The organism is Mycobacterium sp. NPDC006124, from assembly GCF_040614235.1.
GTDB lineage: Bacteria > Actinomycetota > Actinomycetes > Mycobacteriales > Mycobacteriaceae > Mycobacterium.
Genome location: NZ_JBEXUA010000003.1, coordinates 317,731 through 337,638 on the forward strand (window position 1 = coordinate 317,731; position 19,908 = coordinate 337,638).

Annotated in this window: 16 protein-coding genes and 1 riboswitch; of the genes, 9 read left to right on the forward strand and 7 right to left on the reverse strand. The window is 68.1% G+C overall.

The window, feature by feature from the left end; genetic code table 11:
* Positions 1 to 16 precede the first annotated feature (16 nt).
* From hutU to hutI, 4 genes are read left to right on the forward strand one after another with little or no spacing between them, the layout of a single operon-like run.
* The gene (hutU, locus tag ABZ195_RS08465) at positions 17 to 1,702 is read left to right on the forward strand and encodes a urocanate hydratase (protein WP_355216632.1); all 1,686 of its coding nucleotides are present in this window, start codon (positions 17 to 19) and stop codon (positions 1,700 to 1,702) included.
* Positions 1,699 to 2,922, forward strand: coding sequence for an allantoate amidohydrolase (locus tag ABZ195_RS08470; RefSeq protein ID WP_355216633.1), 1,224 nt, complete (start codon positions 1,699 to 1,701; stop codon positions 2,920 to 2,922). The genes hutU and ABZ195_RS08470 overlap by 4 nt, the downstream gene beginning before the upstream one ends.
* Positions 2,919 to 4,271 (forward strand): formimidoylglutamate deiminase, encoded by a 1,353-nt coding sequence (locus ABZ195_RS08475; RefSeq protein ID WP_355216635.1) that lies wholly within the window; start codon positions 2,919 to 2,921, stop codon positions 4,269 to 4,271. Before ABZ195_RS08470 ends, ABZ195_RS08475 begins: the two co-directional genes overlap by 4 nt.
* Entirely contained in the window at positions 4,268 to 5,479 is a 1,212-nt protein-coding gene (hutI, locus tag ABZ195_RS08480) for an imidazolonepropionase (RefSeq protein ID WP_355216637.1), read from the forward strand. Before ABZ195_RS08475 ends, hutI begins: the two co-directional genes overlap by 4 nt.
* Positions 5,480 to 5,503: 24 nt before the next feature.
* Here hutI and ABZ195_RS08485 read toward each other — a convergent pair whose 3' ends face one another.
* Genes ABZ195_RS08485 through ABZ195_RS08495 form a run of 3 tightly spaced genes read right to left on the reverse strand, consistent with a single transcriptional unit; the run spans position 5,504 to position 8,760 of the window.
* On the reverse strand, positions 5,504 to 6,238 hold the full coding sequence (locus ABZ195_RS08485; protein WP_355216639.1) for a class I SAM-dependent methyltransferase: 735 nt from the start codon (positions 6,236 to 6,238) through the stop codon (positions 5,504 to 5,506).
* Positions 6,235 to 7,356 carry a homoserine O-acetyltransferase gene (locus ABZ195_RS08490; RefSeq protein ID WP_355217039.1) on the reverse strand — a complete coding sequence of 374 codons (1,122 nt, stop codon included), beginning with the start codon at positions 7,354 to 7,356 and terminating at the stop codon, positions 6,235 to 6,237. Before ABZ195_RS08490 ends, ABZ195_RS08485 begins: the two co-directional genes overlap by 4 nt.
* Before the next feature lie 36 nt (positions 7,357 to 7,392).
* On the reverse strand, positions 7,393 to 8,760 hold the full coding sequence (locus ABZ195_RS08495; protein WP_355216641.1) for a bifunctional o-acetylhomoserine/o-acetylserine sulfhydrylase: 1,368 nt from the start codon (positions 8,758 to 8,760) through the stop codon (positions 7,393 to 7,395).
* Between the two features lie 147 nt (positions 8,761 to 8,907).
* A riboswitch (SAM riboswitch) is annotated at positions 8,908 to 9,039 on the reverse strand.
* A gap of 159 nt (positions 9,040 to 9,198) precedes the next feature.
* Between ABZ195_RS08495 and ABZ195_RS08500 the strand changes: the two genes are divergently transcribed.
* Positions 9,199 to 11,433, forward strand: coding sequence for an NADP-dependent isocitrate dehydrogenase (locus tag ABZ195_RS08500; RefSeq protein WP_355216642.1), 2,235 nt, complete (start codon positions 9,199 to 9,201; stop codon positions 11,431 to 11,433).
* Positions 11,434 to 11,456: 23 nt separating this feature from the next.
* Entirely contained in the window at positions 11,457 to 12,683 is a 1,227-nt protein-coding gene (locus ABZ195_RS08505) for an NADP-dependent isocitrate dehydrogenase (protein WP_355216644.1), read from the forward strand.
* A 10-nt stretch (positions 12,684 to 12,693) separates the two neighbouring features.
* On the opposite strand, the gene ABZ195_RS08510 is transcribed toward ABZ195_RS08505, so the two are convergent.
* Entirely contained in the window at positions 12,694 to 13,539 is an 846-nt protein-coding gene (locus ABZ195_RS08510; RefSeq protein ID WP_355216646.1) for an alpha/beta hydrolase, read from the reverse strand.
* 73 nt (positions 13,540 to 13,612) lie between these two features.
* Here ABZ195_RS08510 and ABZ195_RS08515 point away from each other — a divergent pair, with 73 nt between their 5' ends.
* From ABZ195_RS08515 to yhjD, 3 genes are read left to right on the forward strand one after another with little or no spacing between them, the layout of a single operon-like run.
* Positions 13,613 to 14,413, forward strand: coding sequence for an exodeoxyribonuclease III (locus ABZ195_RS08515; protein WP_355216648.1), 801 nt, complete (start codon positions 13,613 to 13,615; stop codon positions 14,411 to 14,413).
* A gap of 45 nt (positions 14,414 to 14,458) precedes the next feature.
* On the forward strand, positions 14,459 to 15,475 hold the full coding sequence (gene trpS, locus ABZ195_RS08520; RefSeq protein WP_355216650.1) for a tryptophan--tRNA ligase: 1,017 nt from the start codon (positions 14,459 to 14,461) through the stop codon (positions 15,473 to 15,475).
* 17 nt (positions 15,476 to 15,492) lie between these two features.
* Positions 15,493 to 16,518 (forward strand): inner membrane protein YhjD, encoded by a 1,026-nt coding sequence (yhjD, locus tag ABZ195_RS08525; RefSeq protein ID WP_355216652.1) that lies wholly within the window; start codon positions 15,493 to 15,495, stop codon positions 16,516 to 16,518.
* On the opposite strand, the gene ABZ195_RS08530 is transcribed toward yhjD, so the two are convergent.
* The 3 genes from ABZ195_RS08530 to ABZ195_RS08540 form a co-directional block, all read right to left on the reverse strand.
* Positions 16,515 to 17,762, reverse strand: coding sequence for a D-alanyl-D-alanine carboxypeptidase family protein (locus ABZ195_RS08530; RefSeq protein WP_355216654.1), 1,248 nt, complete (start codon positions 17,760 to 17,762; stop codon positions 16,515 to 16,517). The two genes, yhjD and ABZ195_RS08530, sit on opposite strands and share 4 nt — an antisense overlap.
* 163 nt (positions 17,763 to 17,925) lie before the next feature.
* Positions 17,926 to 19,311 (reverse strand): aspartate aminotransferase family protein, encoded by a 1,386-nt coding sequence (locus tag ABZ195_RS08535; protein ID WP_355216656.1) that lies wholly within the window; start codon positions 19,309 to 19,311, stop codon positions 17,926 to 17,928.
* Entirely contained in the window at positions 19,308 to 19,829 is a 522-nt protein-coding gene (locus ABZ195_RS08540; protein ID WP_355216658.1) for an Lrp/AsnC family transcriptional regulator, read from the reverse strand. The genes ABZ195_RS08535 and ABZ195_RS08540 overlap by 4 nt, the downstream gene beginning before the upstream one ends.
* Between the last annotated feature and the right edge of the window lie 79 nt (positions 19,830 to 19,908).

Genomic DNA, 19,908 nt, shown 5'->3' on the forward strand with positions numbered 1-19,908 from the left:
AAGGACGTCATTCGACATGAGCACCACCTCCGGAACCGCCCCCGTCGCCGGTCCCCGACCCGTCCGTGCCCCGCGCGGCACCGACATCACGTGCAAGGGTTGGCAACAGGAAGCCGTCCTGCGCATGCTGATGAACAACCTCGACCCCGAGGTCGCCGAGCATCCCGACGACCTCGTCGTCTACGGCGGCACCGGCCGGGCGGCGCGCAGCTGGCCGGCCTTCGACGCGCTGGTGCGCACCCTGCGCGGGCTCGGGGACGACGAGACCATGCTGGTGCAGTCGGGCAAGCCGGTCGGGGTGTTCCGCACCAACGTGTGGGCGCCCCGGGTGCTGATCGCGAACTCCAATCTGGTTGGTGACTGGGCCAATTGGGAGCAGTTCCGCAAGCTGGAGGCCGAGGGGCTGACGATGTACGGCCAGATGACGGCCGGATCGTGGATCTACATCGGCACCCAGGGCATTCTGCAGGGCACCTACGAGACCTTCGGAGCGATCGCCAAGAAGAAGTTCGGCGGCAGCCTGGCCGGCACCATCACCCTCACCGGTGGCGTCGGCGGGATGGGTGGGGCGCAGCCACTGGCGGTCACCATGAACGAGGGCGTGGCGATTTGCGTCGACGTCGACGAGACGCGCATCGACCGGCGTATCTCCAAGCGCTACCTCGACGTCAAGGCCACCGACCTCGACGACGCGCTGGCCAAGGCGATCGAGGCGCGAGATGCCAAGCGGCCGTTGTCGATCGGAGTGGTCGGCAACGCCGCGGAGATCTTTCCGGCCCTGCTCGAGCGCGACGCACCCATCGACATCGTCACCGACCAGACCTCGGCGCACGATCCGCTGTCCTATCTGCCGATCGGGATCGACCTCGAGGACATGAAGAAGATGGCCGAGAAGGATCCGGTCTACTTCACCGAGCAGGCGCAGGAATCCATGGCCAAGCAGGTCGCCGCCATGGTCGGCTTCCTCGACAAGGGCGCCGAGGTCTTCGACTACGGCAACTCGATCCGCGACGAAGCCCGAAAGGCCGGCTACGACCGCGCCTTCGACTTCCCCGGGTTCGTCCCCGCCTACATCCGGCCCCAGTTCGAGGAGGGCCTGGGCCCGTTCCGGTGGGCGGCCCTGTCGGGGGATCCGAAGGACATCGCCGCCACCGACAGGGCCATCCTGGAACTCTTCCCGGACAACGAGCATCTGCGACGGTGGATCACCATGGCCGGGGAACGCGTCGATTTCGAGGGTTTGCCCGCCCGCATCTGTTGGCTCGGCTACGGCGAACGGCACCGGGCCGGCCTGAAGTTCAACGAGATGGTCGCCTCCGGTGAGGTGTCCGCACCGATCGTCATCGGCCGCGACCACCTCGACTCGGGTTCGGTGGCCTCGCCGTATCGCGAGACCGAGGCCATGCTCGACGGATCCGATGCGATCGCGGACTGGCCCTTGCTCAACGCGCTCCTGAACACGGCCTCCGGGGCCACGTGGGTGTCGATTCACCACGGCGGCGGGGTCGGCATGGGTCGCTCCATTCACGCCGGGCAGGTGTCGGTGGCCGACGGCACCGAACTCGCCGCCCAGAAGCTGGAACGCGTGCTGACCAACGATCCCGGCATGGGCGTCATCCGCCACACCGACGCGGGTTACGAGCATGCCGCCGAGGTCGCCGCCGCCCGTGGTGTCCGAATCCCCATGCAGGAGCACGTGTGAACTCGTTCGACTCGCTCTGGAACTCGATCCTCGAGGTGGGTCAGGACGCCGGGACGCGCGGCTATCGGCGGTACGCCTGGTCGGATGCGGATCTGACGCTGCGGGAGTGGTTCCGCGGCTGCGCGGACGCGCGGGGCATGTCGTTCGAGGAGGACCGCAACGGCAACCTGTGGGCCTGGTGGCTGCCGCCGGGATGGACCGGTGAGCCACGCGACGCGTTCGTCACCGGTTCGCATCTCGATTCGGTGCCCGACGGCGGCGCCTTCGACGGCCCGCTCGGCGTCGTCTCGGCGTTCGCCGCAGTCGACGTCGTGCGCGACCGCGGCGTGGTGCCGACGATTCCCGTTGCGGTGGCGGCGTTCTCCGACGAGGAGGGGGCCCGCTTCGGGGTCGCGTGCGTCGGTTCGCAGCTGGTGACGGGTGCCCTGAGCGCCGATCGTGCGCGCGGCCTGCGCGACGTCGACGGCGTGACCCTGGCCGAGGCGCTGACCCGAGCCGGCCGCAATCCCGATCACCTCGGCGTCGACGACGCGCTGCTCGCCCGCATCGGGGTCTACGTCGAACTCCACGTCGAGCAGGGCCGTGCGCTGGACCTCGTCGACCGGCCGATCGCAGTGGCGTCGTCGATCTGGCCCCACGGACGCTGGGAGTTCACCTTCGACGGTGCGGCCAACCACGCGGGCACCACCCGGCTCGCCGACCGGCGGGACCCGATGCTGGCGTTTGCGTCGTCGGTGCACGCCGCGAGGTCGGCGGCGACCCACCACGAGGCGGTCGCCACCTTCGGCAAGGTCTTGGTGTCGCCCAACGGGGCCAACGCCATTCCGTCCCGGATCCGGGCCTGGCTGGACGCGCGCGCAGCCGACGAGGCGACGCTGACGGCCCTGGTCGAGCAGATCAGCGCCGAAGCAGGGGGATTCGCGTCCGCCGATGACGTCGCCCTCCACGTGGTCGCCGAATCCGTCACTCCCATCGTCGAATTCCCAGAAGGGCCGCGCGCCCGGCTGCGGCGCGCGCTGGCGCGCCTGGGCGACGTGCCGGTGCTGCCGACGCAGGCCGGCCATGATGCGGGGATCTTGTCGGCGAGGGTGCCGACGGCAATGTTGTTCGTGCGCAACCCGACCGGGGTCTCGCACTCTCCTGAGGAGCATGCCGAGACCGCGGACTGCCACGTCGGCGCCGAAGCCCTCGCCGACGTCATGGCGGAGTGGGTGGGGTGAGCACGTGGTGGTGTGAGCACGCGTGGTTGGGCGGCGAGGTGGTCGCCGAGAGGGTGGCCATCTCGGTGTCCGACGGCAGGATCGCCGGCATCGCCCCCGGCGTCGACCCGCCTGCCGGGTCTCTACGGCTGGCCGGCCTCGTCGTGCCCGGCTTGGCGAACGCGCACTCCCACGCCTTCCACCGCGCGCTGCGATCACGTACCCAGCGGGACCGCGGGTCCTTCTGGACGTGGCGAGATCTGATGTACCGCGCGGCGGGCCGGCTCGACCCCGACGGCTATCGGCAGCTTGCCAGAGCCGTGTACGCGGAGATGGCGCTGGCCGGCATCACGTCGGTTGGCGAATTCCACTATCTGCACCACGACGTCGGCGGCGTGCCGTACGCCAATCCCAACGAGATGGGTCTGGCCCTGATCGCCGGTGCCGCTGACGCCGGTGTGCGGCTGACCTTGCTGGACACCTGCTACCTGAGTTCCGGAGTCGACGGCGCACCATTGGCGGAGGGCCCCCAGCAGCGTTTCGGGGACGGCAGCGGTGACCACTGGGCCGAGCGGGTGGAGGAACTGCACCGTCAGGTCTCCGACGACCACGTAATCGTGGGCGCCGCACTGCATTCGGTCCGCGGCGTACCGCTGGAGCACATGCCCGCGGTCGTCGAGTGGGCCGATGCGCACGGCGCACCCTTGCACGTGCACTCCTCCGAGCAGACCGCGGAAGTCGACCAGTGCCTCGCCGTGCACGGCGCCACCCCGACGGCACTGTTGCGCGACGCGGGTGCGCTCGGTCCCAGGACCACCGCCGTGCACGCCACGCACCTCTCCGACGAAGATCTGGCCGACCTCGACCGCACGACCACCGGGGTGTGCTTCTGTCCCACCACCGAGCGCGACCTTGGCGACGGCATCGGACCGGCCGCGGCCCTGCTGGCCGGCCGCGGTCTCTTCAGCCTGGGCTCGGACTCCCACGCCGTGGTCGACCTGTTCGAGGAGGCCCGCGCGACCGAGCTCGACGAGCGCCTGGCCCACCGCGAGCGGGGCATCGTGGCCGCCGAGAGACTGCTCGGCGCAGCCACTCTCGACGGTCAGCACGCGCTCGGGTGGACCGATGCGGGTGTCCTGCAAGTCGGTGCGCGGGCTGACCTGGTGGCGGTGGACCTGAAGTCAGTACGCACGGCCGGCGGTGGTGCGACCGTCGAGAACGTGGTGTTCGCCGCCACCGCTGCGGACGTCACCGACGTGGTGGTCGACGGTCACGTCGTCGTAGCCGATCGACGACATGGGGGCGTCGACGACGTGGGCGACGCACTGGCCGAATCGATCTCGGCGCTGATGGCGGAGGTCGTCCGATGACCACCGTCTATACCGGGATCGGCGAACTGGTCACCAACGACCCACGTCAGGGTGACGAGAGCACGCTTGGCGTCGTCTCCGACGGCGCGATCGTCGTCGACGGTGACCGGGTGGCATGGATCGGTAGCCGAGCACATGCACCGGACGCGGACTCTCGCGTCGACCTCGACGGAGCGAGCGTCATCCCCGGATTCGTCGACAGCCATGCACATTTGGTCTTCGCGGGGGAGCGGTCGGCGGAGTTCGCGGCACGCATGAGCGGGCAGGCCTACGCGGCGGGCGGCATCGCCACCACGGTCGCGGCGACAAGGGCGGCCGACGACTCGGTTCTCGACCGCGGTCTCGGGCGGCTGGCCGGTGAGCTGCTGCGCGGCGGCGTGACGACGTTCGAGACCAAGAGCGGTTACGGCCTGACCGTCGACGACGAGGCCAGGGCGCTGCGGCTGGCGTGCGGATACACCGACGAGACGACGTTCCTGGGCGCCCACGTCGTGCCGCCCGAGTACCGCGACGACCGCGACGCCTACGTCGAACTGGTCGCAGGTCCCATGTTGCAGGCCTGTGCGCCGTTGGCCCGCTGGGTCGACGTGTTCTGCGACCGGGGCGCCTTCGACGTGGACGAAGCTCGGACGATCCTGCGGGCGGGAATGGCCGCGGGTCTGGTGCCCCGGCTGCACGCGGGTCAACTCGAGGAGGGTGCGGGCATCCAGCTGGCCGTCGAGTTGGGGGCGGCGTCGGTGGACCACTGCACCTACGCATCCGACGCCGACGTCGACGCGCTCGCCGCGGCGGCCGACACGACGGTGGCGACGTTGCTTCCCGGTGCGGAGTTCTCCACGCGCGCACGGTGGCCCGACGCTCGGCGGTTCCTCGCCGCCGGCGCCACGGTCGCACTGGCCACCGACTGCAACCCGGGGTCGTCGTTCACCTCCAGCATGTCGTTCTGCATCGCGGTCGCGGTGCGCGACATGTTCTTCACCCCGGCGCAGGCGCTGTGGTCGGCGACCGCGGGCGGGGCCGCGGCGTTGCGCCGCGACGACGTCGGAACGCTCGCCGTCGGCCGGCGCGCCGACTTCGTCGTGCTCGACGCTCCCTCCTACGTCCATCTGGCGTACCGGCCCGGCGTCCCGTTGGTGCGTGCCGTGATCGCCAACGGATCGCCCGCCGACTTCACGCATCGTGAACGCGTTCCTCGAGAGGCCCCGTGAACATGCGTGCAGTCGGCGGGTCGGTTAGGCCAGCGTGGCCCGCACCCCCACGGTGATGTAGGGCAGCGCCAGGCCGGTTGCGTTGACCAGCGCGGGGTGCGTGGCCAGCAGCGTCCGCACGTCCTCGAGGGTCTTGGATCGCACGGCGGCCGGGGAGGTGATGCAGTAGCTCCGTGACGCCACCAGGTCGATGAGTGCCTGCGGCGTCAGGTAACTCGTCCACTCGAACTGTTCGCGTTCCAGGTCGACGAACGGTGCGGGCAGCGTGACCTGCCGGCTGAACGGATCCTCCTCGTGGCCGACGATGCGGCCGAGATCCTTGACCCAGCCGAGGCGTTCGTCGCGGGTGTTCCACACCAGGCCGAGGCGGCCACCGGGACGGAGCACCCTGGCGACCTCGGAGATGGCGCGCTTCGGGTCGAACCAATGCCAGGCCTGCGCCACCAGGACGGAGTCGACGCTGTCGTCGGGCAGCGGGATCTCCTCGGCGCTGCCCAGCAGTGCGGGGGTGTCGGGCAGCGACCTGCTGAGCACCTCGAGCATCTCGGGAATGGGGTCGACGGCGACGACGTCCAGCCCACGTTCGACCAGTCGGATCGTCAGCTTGCCCGTGCCGGCGCCGAGGTCGAGGACATTGCGTGCGTCGCGTTGCAGGAGCCAGTCGATGGCCTCCGGCGGGTAGGACGGACGGCCTCGTTCGTAGGCCGCGGCCTCCTCGCCGAAGGACAGGGATCGCTGGCGCGTTTCGTCGGTGGTCACGTCGACGCGAGCTCCAGCGTCTGGCGGACCAGCGCGTAGACGGCGTCGGTCTCGACGAGGAAGCCGTCGTGGCCGAAGGCCGAGTCGACCACGTTCAGCCCGGTGCAGGTTGGCAGCAGGTCGGCCAGCTCCTGCTGTAACCGCAACGGATACAGCCGATCCGAGGTGATGCCGCCGACGATTACCGGTACGGTCACCCGTTCGAGGGCGGCCGCCACCCCGCCGCGGCCGCGGCCGACGTCGTGACTGCTCAACGCGTCGGTCAGCGCGACGTAGGTGCCGGCGTCGAAGCGCCGGGCGAGCTTGCCGCCCTGATGCTCCAGATAGCTCTGCACCGCGTAGCGTCCGCCGGTGACGGGGTCTTCGTTGCCCTGGGCGTCGTTGCCGAAGCGCTCGTCGAGCTCGGCCTCGCCGCGGTAGGTCAGGTGCGCGAACCGGCGGGCGATCTCCATGCCCGCCTGGGGTGAGCGACCCGTGCCGTGATAGTCGCCGTTCTGCCAGTTCGGGTCCGCCTTGATGGCCGACACCTGCGTGGACTGCGTGCCGATCTGGTCGGCTGTCGCGCGCGCCCCGACCGCCAAAACCAATGCGGCCCTGACGGTCTCGGGATGGCCGACGATCCACTCCAGTGCACGCGCACCACCCATCGACCCACCGACGACGGCGGCCACCCGGGTGACGCCCAGCGCAGCAAGGGCGGCGAGATCGGCGTTGACCTGATCGCGCACGGTGATCGCGGGGAACCGGGAACCCCACGGCTTGCCGTCTGGGGCAATCGAACTGGGCCCGGTCGATCCGCGGCAGCCGCCCAGCACGTTGGTGGCCACCGCACACCAGCGGTCGGTGTCGACGGGTGCGCCCGGTCCGGCCACACCGTCCCACCAACCGGGGGTGGGGTGATCGGGACCCGCGGGCCCGGTGACGTGGGAGTCGCCGGTCAACGCGTGCAGGATGACCACGGCGTTGTCGCGATCGGCTGACAACTCGCCCCAGCGCTGCACGGCGATCCGAACGTCGTCGAGCACCACGCCCGACTCCAGCGTCAGCGAACCGACGTCGACGATGCCGATCTCGCCCTCGGCGGGCAGCGTCACCAGCGGTGTGTCCGGGGCTTCGATGATCGTCACTCTTCTTCTCTCACGACGAGTTTCATCTCAGACCGACACCGTCGCCTGCGAGGCTCCCGCGAACGCATTCGCGGCGGCGAAGCCTTGCTCGAGGTCGGCGATGATGTCGTCGACGCCCTCGATGCCGACAGCTAGGCGCACCAGTCCCGGCGTGACACCCGTCGCGAGCTGCTCGGCAGGGGACAGCTGCGCGTGCGTGGTGGACGCGGGATGGATCACGAGGGACCGCACGTCGCCGATGTTGGCGACGTGGCTGTGCAGCGTCAACGCGTTGACGAACGCCTTGCCGGCCTCGAGGCCGCCGGCCAGTTCGAACGCGAGCACCGCGCCGGTTCCCTTGGGCGCCAGCTTCTTTCCGATCTCATACCAGGGTGAGGTGGGAAGCCCGGCGTAGTTGACCGACACCACTCCGTCATGACCGCTGAGGAATTCGGCGACCCGCTGGGCGTTGGCCACGTGGCGTTCGAGGCGCAGGCTCAGGGTTTCGATGCCCTGGGCGATGAGGAACGCGTTGAACGGCGCGCCCGCCGAGCCGAGGTCGCGAAGCAGCTGAACCCTGGCCTTCAACGCGAAGGCGGGCGGCCCGAGTTCGGCGAACACCACGCCGTGGTAGCTGGGGTCGGGGGTGGTGAACCCGGGGTGGCGGCCCTGGGTCCAGTCGAAGCGTCCGCCGTCCACGATCACGCCGGCGATCGACGTGCCGTGCCCGCCGAGGTACTTGGTCGCCGAGTGCACGACGATGTCGGCGCCGTGCGCGATCGGCTGGATGAGGTACGGCGTCGCGATGGTGTTGTCGACGATCAGCGGGACGCCGTTCTCGTGGGCGACCGAGGAGACGCCCGGGATGTCGAGCACGTCGATTTGCGGATTGGAGATGGTCTCGCCGTAGAACGCCTTGGTGTTGGGTCGGACTGCCGCGCGCCAGGAGTCCAGGTCGTCGGGATCGTCGACGAAGGTGGTCTCGATGCCCAGCTTGGGCAGGGTGTAGTGGAAGAGGTTGTACGTGCCGCCGTAGAGGCGTGGCGAGGACACGACGTGGTCACCCGCGCTGGCGAGGTTGAGGATCGCGAAGGTCTCCGCGGCCTGCCCCGAGGACAGGAACAGGGCCGCGACGCCGCCTTCGAGCGCGGCGATGCGCTGTTCGACGACGTCCTGGGTGGGATTCATGATGCGGGTGTAGATGTTGCCGGGTTCGGCCAGGCCGAACAGAGCCGCCGCGTGGTCGGTGTCGCGGAACGCATAGGAGGTGGTCTGGTAGATCGGCAGTGCCCGCGCGCCGGTGGTGGGGTCGGGGCTTTGGCCGGCGTGGACCTGTTTCGTCTCGAAGGCCCAGCTGGCAGAGCGAGGCTCGTCCGAGCGATCATTCGATGCGGTCGGGTCGAAGTCGTCGGTCATGAAGGATGTCTCCTGTAAGTGATAAGGGGGTGCCACGGGGATATCGAGCCCAAGGCACGACTCAGCTGTGGGAATGGTTCGGCGTCAACGACACAACGGGGGCCTCCGCATCAGGTTTCCCTGTCTACTAAGGGGCCCGTCATGGCGGGCCCGCGCTTGCCGGTTAGCCGTCCGAGCTTCGAGGACGACTACTCAACCTGGTCAATCACCCGGGGCACCCCACCGCGGTTGGAGGGTTGCCGGCCAGCGAGCCGGGGCTTGACGCTGGCACTCATGACCGAAACGAAGCGTATCTCGTGACCGGTTATCGATGCCACTGGGTTGTGGGTCGGAGCGGGTCACCCGCGCCATCGGTGACGAAAGAACTACGCGTAGGTTCGTACCCGACGCGATAATGACCGTGAACGCAGTTCGATAGTGACGCCGGGAGACAGACAAGTGACTGAGCAGCCGACCATCATCTACACGCTGACCGACGAGGCGCCGTTGCTGGCGACTCACGCCTTCCTTCCGGTGCTGCGCGCCTTCGCCGGTGCCGCCGGCATCGAGGTGGAGACCAGCGACATCTCCGTCGCGGCGCGCATCCTGGCCGAGTTCTCCGACTACCTGACCGAGGAGCAGCGGGTCCCCGACAACCTCGGCGCGCTCGGCAAGCTCACCCAGCTGCCGGAGACCAACATCATCAAGCTGCCGAACATCAGCGCCTCGGTGCCGCAGCTGCTGGCCGCCATCAAGGAGCTCAAGGCCAAGGGATACGACCTTCCCGACTACCCGGGCGAGCCGAAGACCGAGGACGAGAAGAAGATCAAGCAGCGGTACGGCACCTGCCTCGGCAGCGCGGTCAACCCCGTACTGCGCGAGGGCAACTCGGACCGCCGCGCGCCCAAGGCCGTCAAGGAGTACGCCCGCAAGCACCCGCACAGCATGGGCAAGTGGTCGCAGGCCTCGCGCACGCACGTCGCGACGATGCGTCATGGCGACTTCTACCACGGCGAGAAGTCGATGACGTTGGATCGCGCCCACACGGTCCGGATGGAGCTCAAGACCACCCGTGGCGAGACCCTGGTGCTCAAGCCGGAGGTCAAGCTGGACGAGGGCGACGTCATCGACAGCATGTTCATGAGCAAGAAGGCTCTGTGCGAGTTCTTCGAGACGGAGATGCAGGACGCCTACGAGACGGGCGTGATGTTCTCGCTGCACGTCAAGGCGACCATGATGAAGGTCAGCCACCCCATCGTGTTCGGGCACGCCGTCAAGGTGTTCTACAAGGACGCCTTCGCCAAGCACCAGACGCTCTTCGACGAGCTCGGCGTCAACGTCAACAACGGTCTGAGTGACCTCTACGCCAAGATCGAGTCGCTGCCGGCCTCGCAGCACGAGGAGATCATCCGCGACCTGCACGCCTGCCACGAGCACCGCCCCGAACTGGCGATGGTGGACTCGGCCAAGGGCATCACCAACTTCCACTCGCCCAGCGACGTGATCGTCGACGCCTCGATGCCGGCGATGATCCGCGCCGGCGGCAAGATGTACGGCGCCGACGGCAAGCTCAAGGACACCAAGGCCGTCAACCCGGAGTCGACGTTCTCGCGGATCTACCAGGAGATCGTCAACTTCTGCAAGACCCACGGCCAGTTCGACCCGACGACGATGGGCACCGTCCCGAACGTCGGTCTGATGGCCCAGAAGGCCGAGGAGTACGGCAGCCACGACAAGACCTTCGAGATCCCCGAGGCTGGTGTCGCCGACATCGTCGACGTCGACACCGGCGAGGTGCTGCTCACGCAGAACGTCGAGGAGGGCGACATCTGGCGCATGCCGGTGGTCAAGGACGCCCCGATCCGGGACTGGGTGAAGCTGGCCGTCACCAGGGCTCGTGACTCCGGCATGCCGGTGGTCTTCTGGCTGGATCAGGAGCGGCCGCACGAGAACGAACTGCGCACGCTGGTCAACGAGTACTTGAAGGATCACGACACCGACGGCCTCGACATCTCGATCATGAGCCAGGAACGGGCGATGCGGCACACCATCGAGCGGGCCATGCGCGGTCAGGACACCATCGCCGCGACCGGCAACATCCTGCGCGACTACCTGACCGACCTGTTCCCGATCCTGGAACTGGGCACCAGCGCCAAGATGCTGTCCATCGTGCCGTTGATGGCCGGGGGTGGGCTGTACGAGACCGGCGCCGGCGGATCGGCGCCCAAGCACGTCAGCCAGTTGGTGGAGGAGAACCACCTGCGTTGGGATTCGCTGGGCGAGTTCCTGGCGTTGGCGGCCAGCCTCGAGGGACTCGGTTCCAAGATGGACAACGAGAAGGCGAAGGTGCTCGCCAAGACCCTGGATGCGGCAACTGGAAAGCTGTTGGACGAGAACAAGAATCCGTCGCGCAAGACCGGCGAGCTCGACAACCGGGGCAGCCAGTTCTACCTCGCGATGTACTGGGCGCAGGAGCTCGCCGATCAAAACGAGGACTCCGAGCTGGCCGACTACTTCACGCCGCTGGCGAAGGCGCTGGCCGACAACGAGGAGACCATCGTCTCCGAACTCAATGGCGTGCAGGGTGATTCGGTCGACATCGGCGGTTACTACTACCCCGACGTCGAGAAGGTCACGGCCGTGATGCGACCGAGCAAGACGTTCAACGAGGCGTTGGAGTCCGCGCACGGCTGACGCGTGGCGGTGGCCCTTGTAATGTGGCTCACATGTCCAAGATCAAGGTCGACGGCACGGTCGTAGAACTCGACGGCGACGAGATGACCCGTGTCCTCTGGACGCTGATCAAGCAGACGTTGATCCTGCCGCACCTCGACGTGGACCTCGAGTACTACGACCTGGGTATCGAGCACCGCGATGCGACCGACGACCAGGTCACCCTGGATGCGGCTCACGCGATCGCGCGCCACCACGTCGGGGTCAAGTGCGCCACCATCACCCCCGACGAGGCCAGGATGGCCGAGTTCGGTCTCAAGCAGATGTGGTCCTCACCCAACGGCACTATTCGAAACATCCTGGACGGTACGATCTTTCGTGCCCCGATCGTGATCCACAACGTGCCACGGCTGGTGCCCGGCTGGACCAAGCCCATCGTCATCGGTCGGCACGCGTTCGGTGACCAATATCGAGCCTTCAACGCCAAGGTCGACGGGCCCGGCACGTTCACCGTCACGTTCACTCCGGCCGACGGCGGTGAGCCGATGGTGCACGACGTGGTTCGGATTCCCGAGGACGGCGGGGTCATCATGGGGATGTACAACTTCAAGAAGTCGATCCAGGACTTCGCCCGGTCGTCGTTCAGATATGGCCTGCAGCAACGGTATCCGGTGTACCTGTCGACCAAGAACACCATCCTCAAGTCCTACGACGGGATGTTCAAGGACGAGTTCCAGCGCATCTTCGACGAGGAGTTCGAGGCGGATTTCGCCGCGTTGGGCCTGACCTATGAGCACCGACTCATCGACGACATGGTGGCCTCCTGTCTCAAGTGGGACGGAGGCTACGTCTGGGCCTGCAAGAACTACGACGGCGACGTCCAATCCGACACCGTCGCACAGGGTTACGGATCGCTGGGGCTGATGACCTCGGTGCTGTTGACCCCCGACGGGCAGACCATGGAGGCAGAGGCCGCACACGGCACCGTCACCCGGCACTTCCGGCAGCACCAGGCCGGCCGGCCCACCTCCACCAACCCGATCGCCTCGATCTTCGCCTGGACCAGGGGCCTGGCGCATCGCGGCAAGCTCGACCACACCCCGGCCGTCGTCGAATTCGCCGAGACCCTCGAGGACGTGGTGATCGGCACGGTGGAAGGCGGGCACATGACCAAGGATCTCGCGCTGCTGATCGGCCCCGAACAGAGCTGGCAGACCAGCGAGGAGTTCCTCGGCACCGTCGCCGATCACCTCGTGGGGGCGCTCGCCTAGCGACCTTGGTCTAACCCGCGGGCGGGATCTGCCGCCTGGCCTCGACCTGGGAGCCCACGAAGTCGGCGATCAGCTCGGTGACGCGACCGGGTGCCTCGAGCATCGGAATGTGCCCTAGGCCCGCGAGCCGTATCACGGTGGTGTCGGGCGGCAGGTTGTCGATCAGGTACTTGTTGCCGCGCGGGGTGGGGAACACCCTGTCCTTCTCACACAACACCAGCTGGGTGGGCACCGCCACGTTGGCCAGCTCCAGCAGACCGGGCAGCCGCAGTGTCTTGACCAACAGCTGGAAGTAGGCCGTGCAGTGGGTGGCGTCGTCGACGAGGGTGACCAGGTCGGGGTGGCTCGGCCCGTCGGCCGGCCCGCTGACGGCGAGCGTCGCGATGCGTCGGGCGAACGGCAGGCCGAGGATCCGGGGGCCCAGCAGGCGCGCCAAGGCCAGCACGGGACCGCCGGCGAGGAACTTCAGCACCGTCTCGTACTTGGTCGGCGAGTGCTGCGACCAGCCGCCCGCCGGCGCGATCGCCGTCACCGAACGGGCGCGGCCGCGCCGCTCCAGCTCGAAGGCCACCCATCCGCCCAGGGAGTTGCCGACGACGTGGGCGGTGTCCCAGCCCAGCTCGTCCATCCGTCGTTCCACGTCGTCGACGAGGTCGGAGGTGCCCATCAACCACGACGTCGCCTTGGGGCCGCCGTGGTGGCCGACCATCGTCGGGGCGAGCACCTCGTACTCACCGGTGTCCGCCAGTTGCTCGGCGACGGTTTGCCACACCGCCTGCGAGCACAGGAACGGGTGCAGCATGAGGATCGGCTCGCCGCCGGGGTCGCCGAGGTGGATCGGGTCGCGGGTCGTCATTCCGCCGACCCTAAGTCGATACCGGCGGTACCGCAAGAATGGCGTCGGCCCGGTCGGCTAGGGTCTGTCCCTCGTGATCGTCAGCACCGTCAACGTCAACGGCATCCGCGCCGCGGTCAAGGAACGCTCCGCCGAGAACCGTGGACTCCTGCCGTGGCTTCAGAGGACTCCGGCCGACGTGGTCTGCCTGCAGGAGACCCGTGCCGACGACGACCAGCTGGCCGAGGCGCTCGCGCCGGCTCTCGACTCGGGCTGGCAGCTGGCCTCGGCCGATCCACACCTCAAGGGCCGCAACGGCGTTGCCGTGTTGAGCCGCCATCCCATCACCAGAACGCTGATCGGACCCGGCGCCGACGAGTTCGCCGCCCACGGCCGATACGTCGAGGTCGACGTCGCCGACATCACCGTCGCCAGTGTCTACGTTCCCACCGGGGAGGCCGACACGGAGCGCCAGCGGGAGAAGGAACGGTTCCTGGCCGCCGTGGCCGCCCGGATGGCACGGCTTCGAGCCGACGGGCGCGGCGCAGTGGTGTGCGGGGACTGGAACATCGGCCACACCGAGAACGACATCAAGGCCTGGAAGGCCAACCAGAAGAAGGCCGGATTCCTGCCCGCCGAACGTCAGTGGGTGACCGATCTGCTGGCCACCGGCTGGGTGGACGTCGTCCGCGCGGCCCATCCCGACGTCGCGGGGCCCTACAGCTGGTGGTCCTGGCGCGGCAAGGCCTTCGACAACGACGCGGGTTGGCGCATCGACTACCAGCTGGCCACCTCGGCCTTGGCTCGGCGCGTCGTCACCGCCCGGGTCGAGCGCGCCGAGGCCTACGCACTGCGCTGGTCGGATCACGCTCCGGTGACCGTCGAATACGCCTGACCCAAGATCACGGCCGATGACGGAGGTGAAAGGATCAACGACATCATGAGTGCCTCCAATCGGCGCGTCGTCTTCTCCGGCGTGCAGCCCACATCCGACTCCCTGCACCTCGGCAACGCATTGGGAGCCGTCAGTCAGTGGGTCGGGCTGCAGGACGGTTACGACGCGTTCTTCTGCGTCGTCGACCTGCACGCGATCACCATCCCGCAGGATCCCGCCCTGCTGCGCACGCGCACCCTGGTGACCGCCGCGCAGTACCTGGCGCTCGGCGTCGACCCCGCCCGCGCCACCGTCTTCCTCCAGAGCCACGTGCCTGCACATGCCGAATTGGCTTGGGTGCTTGGCTGTTTCACCGGTTTCGGGCAGGCGTCGCGGATGACGCAGTTCAAGGACAAGTCCCAGAAGGAGGGGGCGGACGCCACCACCGTCGGCCTGTTCACCTACCCGGTGCTGATGGCGGCCGACGTGTTGCTCTACGACACCGACCTGGTGCCGGTCGGCGAGGACCAGCGCCAGCACCTCGAGCTCGCCCGCGACGTGGCGCAGCGCGTCAACGCCCGGTTCCCGGGCACGTTCGTGGTGCCCGAGCCGATGATCCAGAAGGCGACCGCGAAGATCTACGACCTGCAGGACCCGACGGCGAAGATGAGCAAGTCCGCTGCCTCCGACGCGGGGTTGATCGCTCTGCTCGACGATCCGAAGAAGACTGCCAAGAAGATTCGCTCCGCGGTGACCGACAGCGAGCGTGAGATTCGCTTCGACCGGGACGCCAAGCCGGGGGTGTCGAATCTGTTGACGATCCAGTCGGCGGTCACCGGCGTCGGGGTGGACGCGCTCGTCGAGGGGTACGCCGGGCGTGGGTACGGCGACCTGAAGGCCGACACGGCCGATGCGGTCGTGGAATTCGTGACGCCCATCAAGTCCCGGGTCGACGAGATGTTGGCCGACCCCGCGGAACTCGAGTCCGTGCTGGCGGCGGGCGCCGAGCGGGCCGCGGAAGTGTCTGCAAGGACGCTCGCGCGGGTATACGACGAATTGGGATTCCTCAGCAAGCATTCCTAGTCCACCAGGAGACCGGCGTGACCGAACCGGCGCAGCCCGGCATATTGGACCGGCTCCGAGCCAGATACCACTGGTTCGACCGGGTCATGCGCGCACAGGGGCGCTACGACGACAGCAAGGGCGACTTCTACGCCGCCGGCATCACCTACTTCACGATCTTCGCGCTGTTTCCCCTGCTCATGGTGGCCTTCGCGGCAGGCGGCTTCGTGCTGGCCAGCAGGCCCGACCTCCTTGGGACGGTGGAGGCGAAGATCATGGGGTCGGTGTCGGGTGACCTCGGGACACAACTCGTCGACCTGATGAAGTCGGCCATCGATTCGCGGACCTCCGTCGGCGTCATCGGGCTGGCGACTGCGGCCTGGGCGGGTCTGGGCTGGATGGCCAACCTGCGTGAGGCGCTGAGCCAGATGTGGGGCTTGCAGCGCGGCGAGCCGGGCGGCTTCATCGGCACCAAGGTCTCCGACCTGCTGGCCCTGCTGTCGGCGTTCGCGGCGATCGTCGTCACCGTCGCGCTGTCGCTACTGGGCAACAAGACGGTGATGCGCGGCGTGGTGGAGTGGCTCGGGATCGCCGAGTTCCCCGGGCTGGGCGTGCTGTTGCGCGTGGCCTCGCTCGCGGTGTCCCTCGGCATCTCCTGGCTGCTGTTCACCTGGATCATCGCCCGCCTGCCGCGGGAATCGGTCAGCTTCCGCAGTGCGAGGCGGGCGGGACTCCTGGCTGCGGTGGCCTTCGAGGTGTTCAAACTGGTGGCCTCGGTCTACCTGTCCGCGGTGATCCGCGGACCAGCCGGGGCGACGTTCGGGCCCGTCCTGGGCTTGATGGTCTTCGCCTACATCACCGCACGGCTGATCCTGTTCGCGACGGCGTGGGCCGCGACGGCGACGGAGAACTTGGCGTCGGCGCCGGTCGGGCCGCCCGATCCCGCCGAGATCACCACCAGGGTGGACGTGCACGAGGGGTTGGGCGTGCGCGGAGCCATCGCGGCGGCGAGCGTCGGTGCGCTTGGCGCCCTTGGTGTCTCGCGTCTGACGCGGCGCCGTTAACGCCGGGACTCGCTGGGGCGGCGGTTGATCGACCGCGCGCCCATGATGAGTGCGAACACGACGAGTGACCCGACCACGCCCACGCCGACCCGGACGGGGACGGCGTCGGCGCCGGGCAGCGGAGAAGCCGCCACGTCTTGGGCGGGCACGTTGTCGCCGAGGGGGTTGGCCGCCCTGACCGTCAACGACGGATCGGGCTCGACCAGCGTGCCGACCTTGGTGCCGGGTGGCGTCGAGAAGCCGTAGTCGAGCAGGTGCGCGGCCTGCTCCCAGGGGGCGATGGGCAGCCGGGTCCCGTGCAACATGATGACGACGAGCCGCCGTCCGTCGTGGTCGGCGGCGCCGACGAACGTCTGTCCCGCGTCGTCGGTGTAGCCGGTCTTGCCGCCGAGGGCGCCGGGGTAGTTGTAGAGCAGCTGGTTGTCGTTCTCCAGCTGGTAGCCGGGGCTGTCCTCCTGGCCGTCACGCGGGTGTCCGGGAAAGTCGTAGGTCTTGGTGGCCACGACGTTGGCGAAGACGGCGTTCTGCCAGGCGTACCGGTAGAACAGCCCCAGGTCGTAGGCCGAGGTGCTCATGCCGGGGCCGTCGAGGCCGGACGGGGTGGCCGCGCGGGTGTCGCGGCCACCAAGCTTGCCCGCCAGATCGTTGATCTTCGCCAGCGCGGTGTCCATTCCGCCGAGTTGAGCGGCCAACGCGTGGGCCGCGTCGTTGCCGGAGTGCATCAGCAGGCCGTGCAGCAGGTCGTTGACGGTGTACTTGCCGCCCTTGTCGACGCCGACGCGGGTGCCCTCCGCGGCGGCGTCGTCGGAGGTGCCGATCACCTGCTTGTTGATGGGGAGTTCGCGCAGCGCCTGCATCGCGACCAGCACCTTGATGATGCTGGCGGGGCGGTGTCTGCCGTGCGGGTCGCGGGCCGCGATGATGTCGCCGTTGTCGAGGTCGGCGATCACCCATGCCTCGGCGGAGACGTCGTCGGGAACGGGCGCGGTACCCGGTGCGGCGATGATTCCGCACCCTGACAGTGCGTCACCGCCGAGCGGCTTGTCGGGGACCGGCAGAGGCGCGGGCGGGTCGCCGGACTCGGGAATCTCGGAGGAGTCGACGGCCGGGGGAGTCACCACCCGGTACGGGCAGGCGTCGTCGGCGTTGGCCAGTGCCGGGCTGCCGAGCAGGCAGAAGGCCGCGAGGAGGGGTGTCGCCACCAACGCGGCAGCGCGTCGGGACACGGTGTGGAACGTCGCCATGGTGTCTGCAGATTAGGCGACGGCCTCGGGTTTTCGAGGTTGCCACGCTGTTGCCAAAGTGGCCGGTGCTACCCCTGGGACACCGCTCCAACGCCGAATGCACGGTTGTACGCACACCCGCTCGGGCGATGCGTTCGACAACCGTGCACTCGGCGGGGGACTGCTACAGGAGCCGGCCCGCTTCGCTCAGCACGCCGTGCAGGATGTCGTAGATGGCGTCGAATTCCCTCTGACCGGAGATCAGCGGGGGAGCCAGCTGGACGACTGGGTCGCCGCGGTCGTCGGCGCGGCAGTACAGCCCCGCCTCGAACAACGCCGGGGTGAGGAAGCCGCGCAGCAGACGCTCGCATTCCTCGTCGTTGAAGGTCTCCTTCGTGGACTTGTCCTTGACCAGCTCGATGCCGTAGAAGAAGCCCTCGCCGCGGACGTCGCCCACGATCGGCAGGTCGTACAGCTTCTCCAGCGTCGACCTGAACGCCGGTGCCATCTGCTTGACGTGGTCGTTGATGCCCTCACGCTCGAAGATGTCGAGGTTGGCCAGCGCGACCGCCGAGGAGACGGGATGCCCGCCGAAGGTGTACCCGTGGCCGAACACCGTCTTGCCGTCGTCGAACGGCTCGAACAGCCGGTCGCTCGCGATCATCGCGCCGATCGGCGAGTAGCCCGACGTCAGTCCCTTGGCGCAGGTGATGATGTCCGGCACGTAGCCGAAGTCGTCGCACGCGAACATCGAGCCGATCCGGCCGTAGGCGCAGATCACCTCGTCGGAGACCAGCAGGACGTCGTATTCGTCGCAGATCTCGCGGACCCGCTCGAAGTATCCGGGCGGCGGCGGGAAGCAGCCGCCGGCGTTCTGCACCGGCTCCAGGAAGACTGCGGCGACGGTGTCGGGACCCTCGAATTCGATGGCCTCGGCGATGCGGTCGGCGCAGTAGCGTCCCCACGCCTTGGGGTCGTCGCTGAACTGCTCGGGCGCCCGGTAGATGTTGGTGTTGGGCACCCGGAAGCCGCCCGGGGTCGGCGGATCGAAGGGCGCCTTGAAGTCGGGGATGCCGGTGATGGCCAGCGCGCCCTGAGGTGTGCCGTGGTACGCGATGGACCGCGAGATCACCTTGTACTTGCCCGGCTTGCCGGTCAGCTTGAAGAACTGCTTGGCGAGCTTCCACGCGCTTTCGACGGCCTCGCCGCCACCGGTGGTGAAGAACACCCGGTTCAGGTCACCGGGGGCGTAATTGGCCAGGCGCTCGGCCAATTCGATGGCGGGCGGAGTGGCGAAGGACCACAGCGGGAAGAACGACAGCGTCTCGGCCTGCTTGGCAGCGGCCTCGGCCAGTTCGGCGCGGCCGTGACCGACCTGCACGACGAACAACCCGGACAGGCCGTCGATGTACTTGTTGCCGTTGCTGTCCCAAATGTGCACCCCCTCGCCACGGGTGATGATGGTCGGCGTGATGCCTTCGCCATGGCGGGCGAAGTGGCCCCACAGGTGGCGGTTGGCCGAGGCCCCCATGTCGGTGGTTACGGTTGGATCTGATTCTACGAGAGTCATCGTGTGCCCCAATTGTATTGCTGCTTAACGAGTTTGAGGTAAACTAAAGTTTCGGTGGATATCACCCCTGGTACGGCGCGGATCTTGGTGTTGAGCAGGTCGAGCAGGTCGCCGTCGTCCTCGCAGACGACTTCGACGATGGCGTCGAAGGATCCGGCGGTCAGCACGACGTAGTCGACGGATTCGATCGCGGCGAGCTTGTCGGCGATCTTGGTGGTGTCTCCGGTGCACCGGATGCCGATCATCGCCTGGCGCGCGAAGCCCAACTGCATGGGATCGGTGACGGCGACGATCTGCATCACGCCCGCGTCGGCCATCCGCTGGACCCGCTGGCGGACCGCCGCCTCCGAGAGCCCGACCGCCTTGCCGATGCCGGCATAGGACCGTCGGCCGTCTTGCTGCAGCTTCTCGATGATCGCCTTGGACAGTTCGTCGAGCTGAAACGCCGCACCGGGTCGAGAATGGTTGATTCGCAACGAGACAGCTTGGGCGCTCGGCTGAGCATCCCTATCGACCATGACGACGATTGTGCACGGAATCCGTCGTCTAGGGCAACCAATGCCATGAAATCGTTCGTTTTCCCCGGTCTCGGCGGGG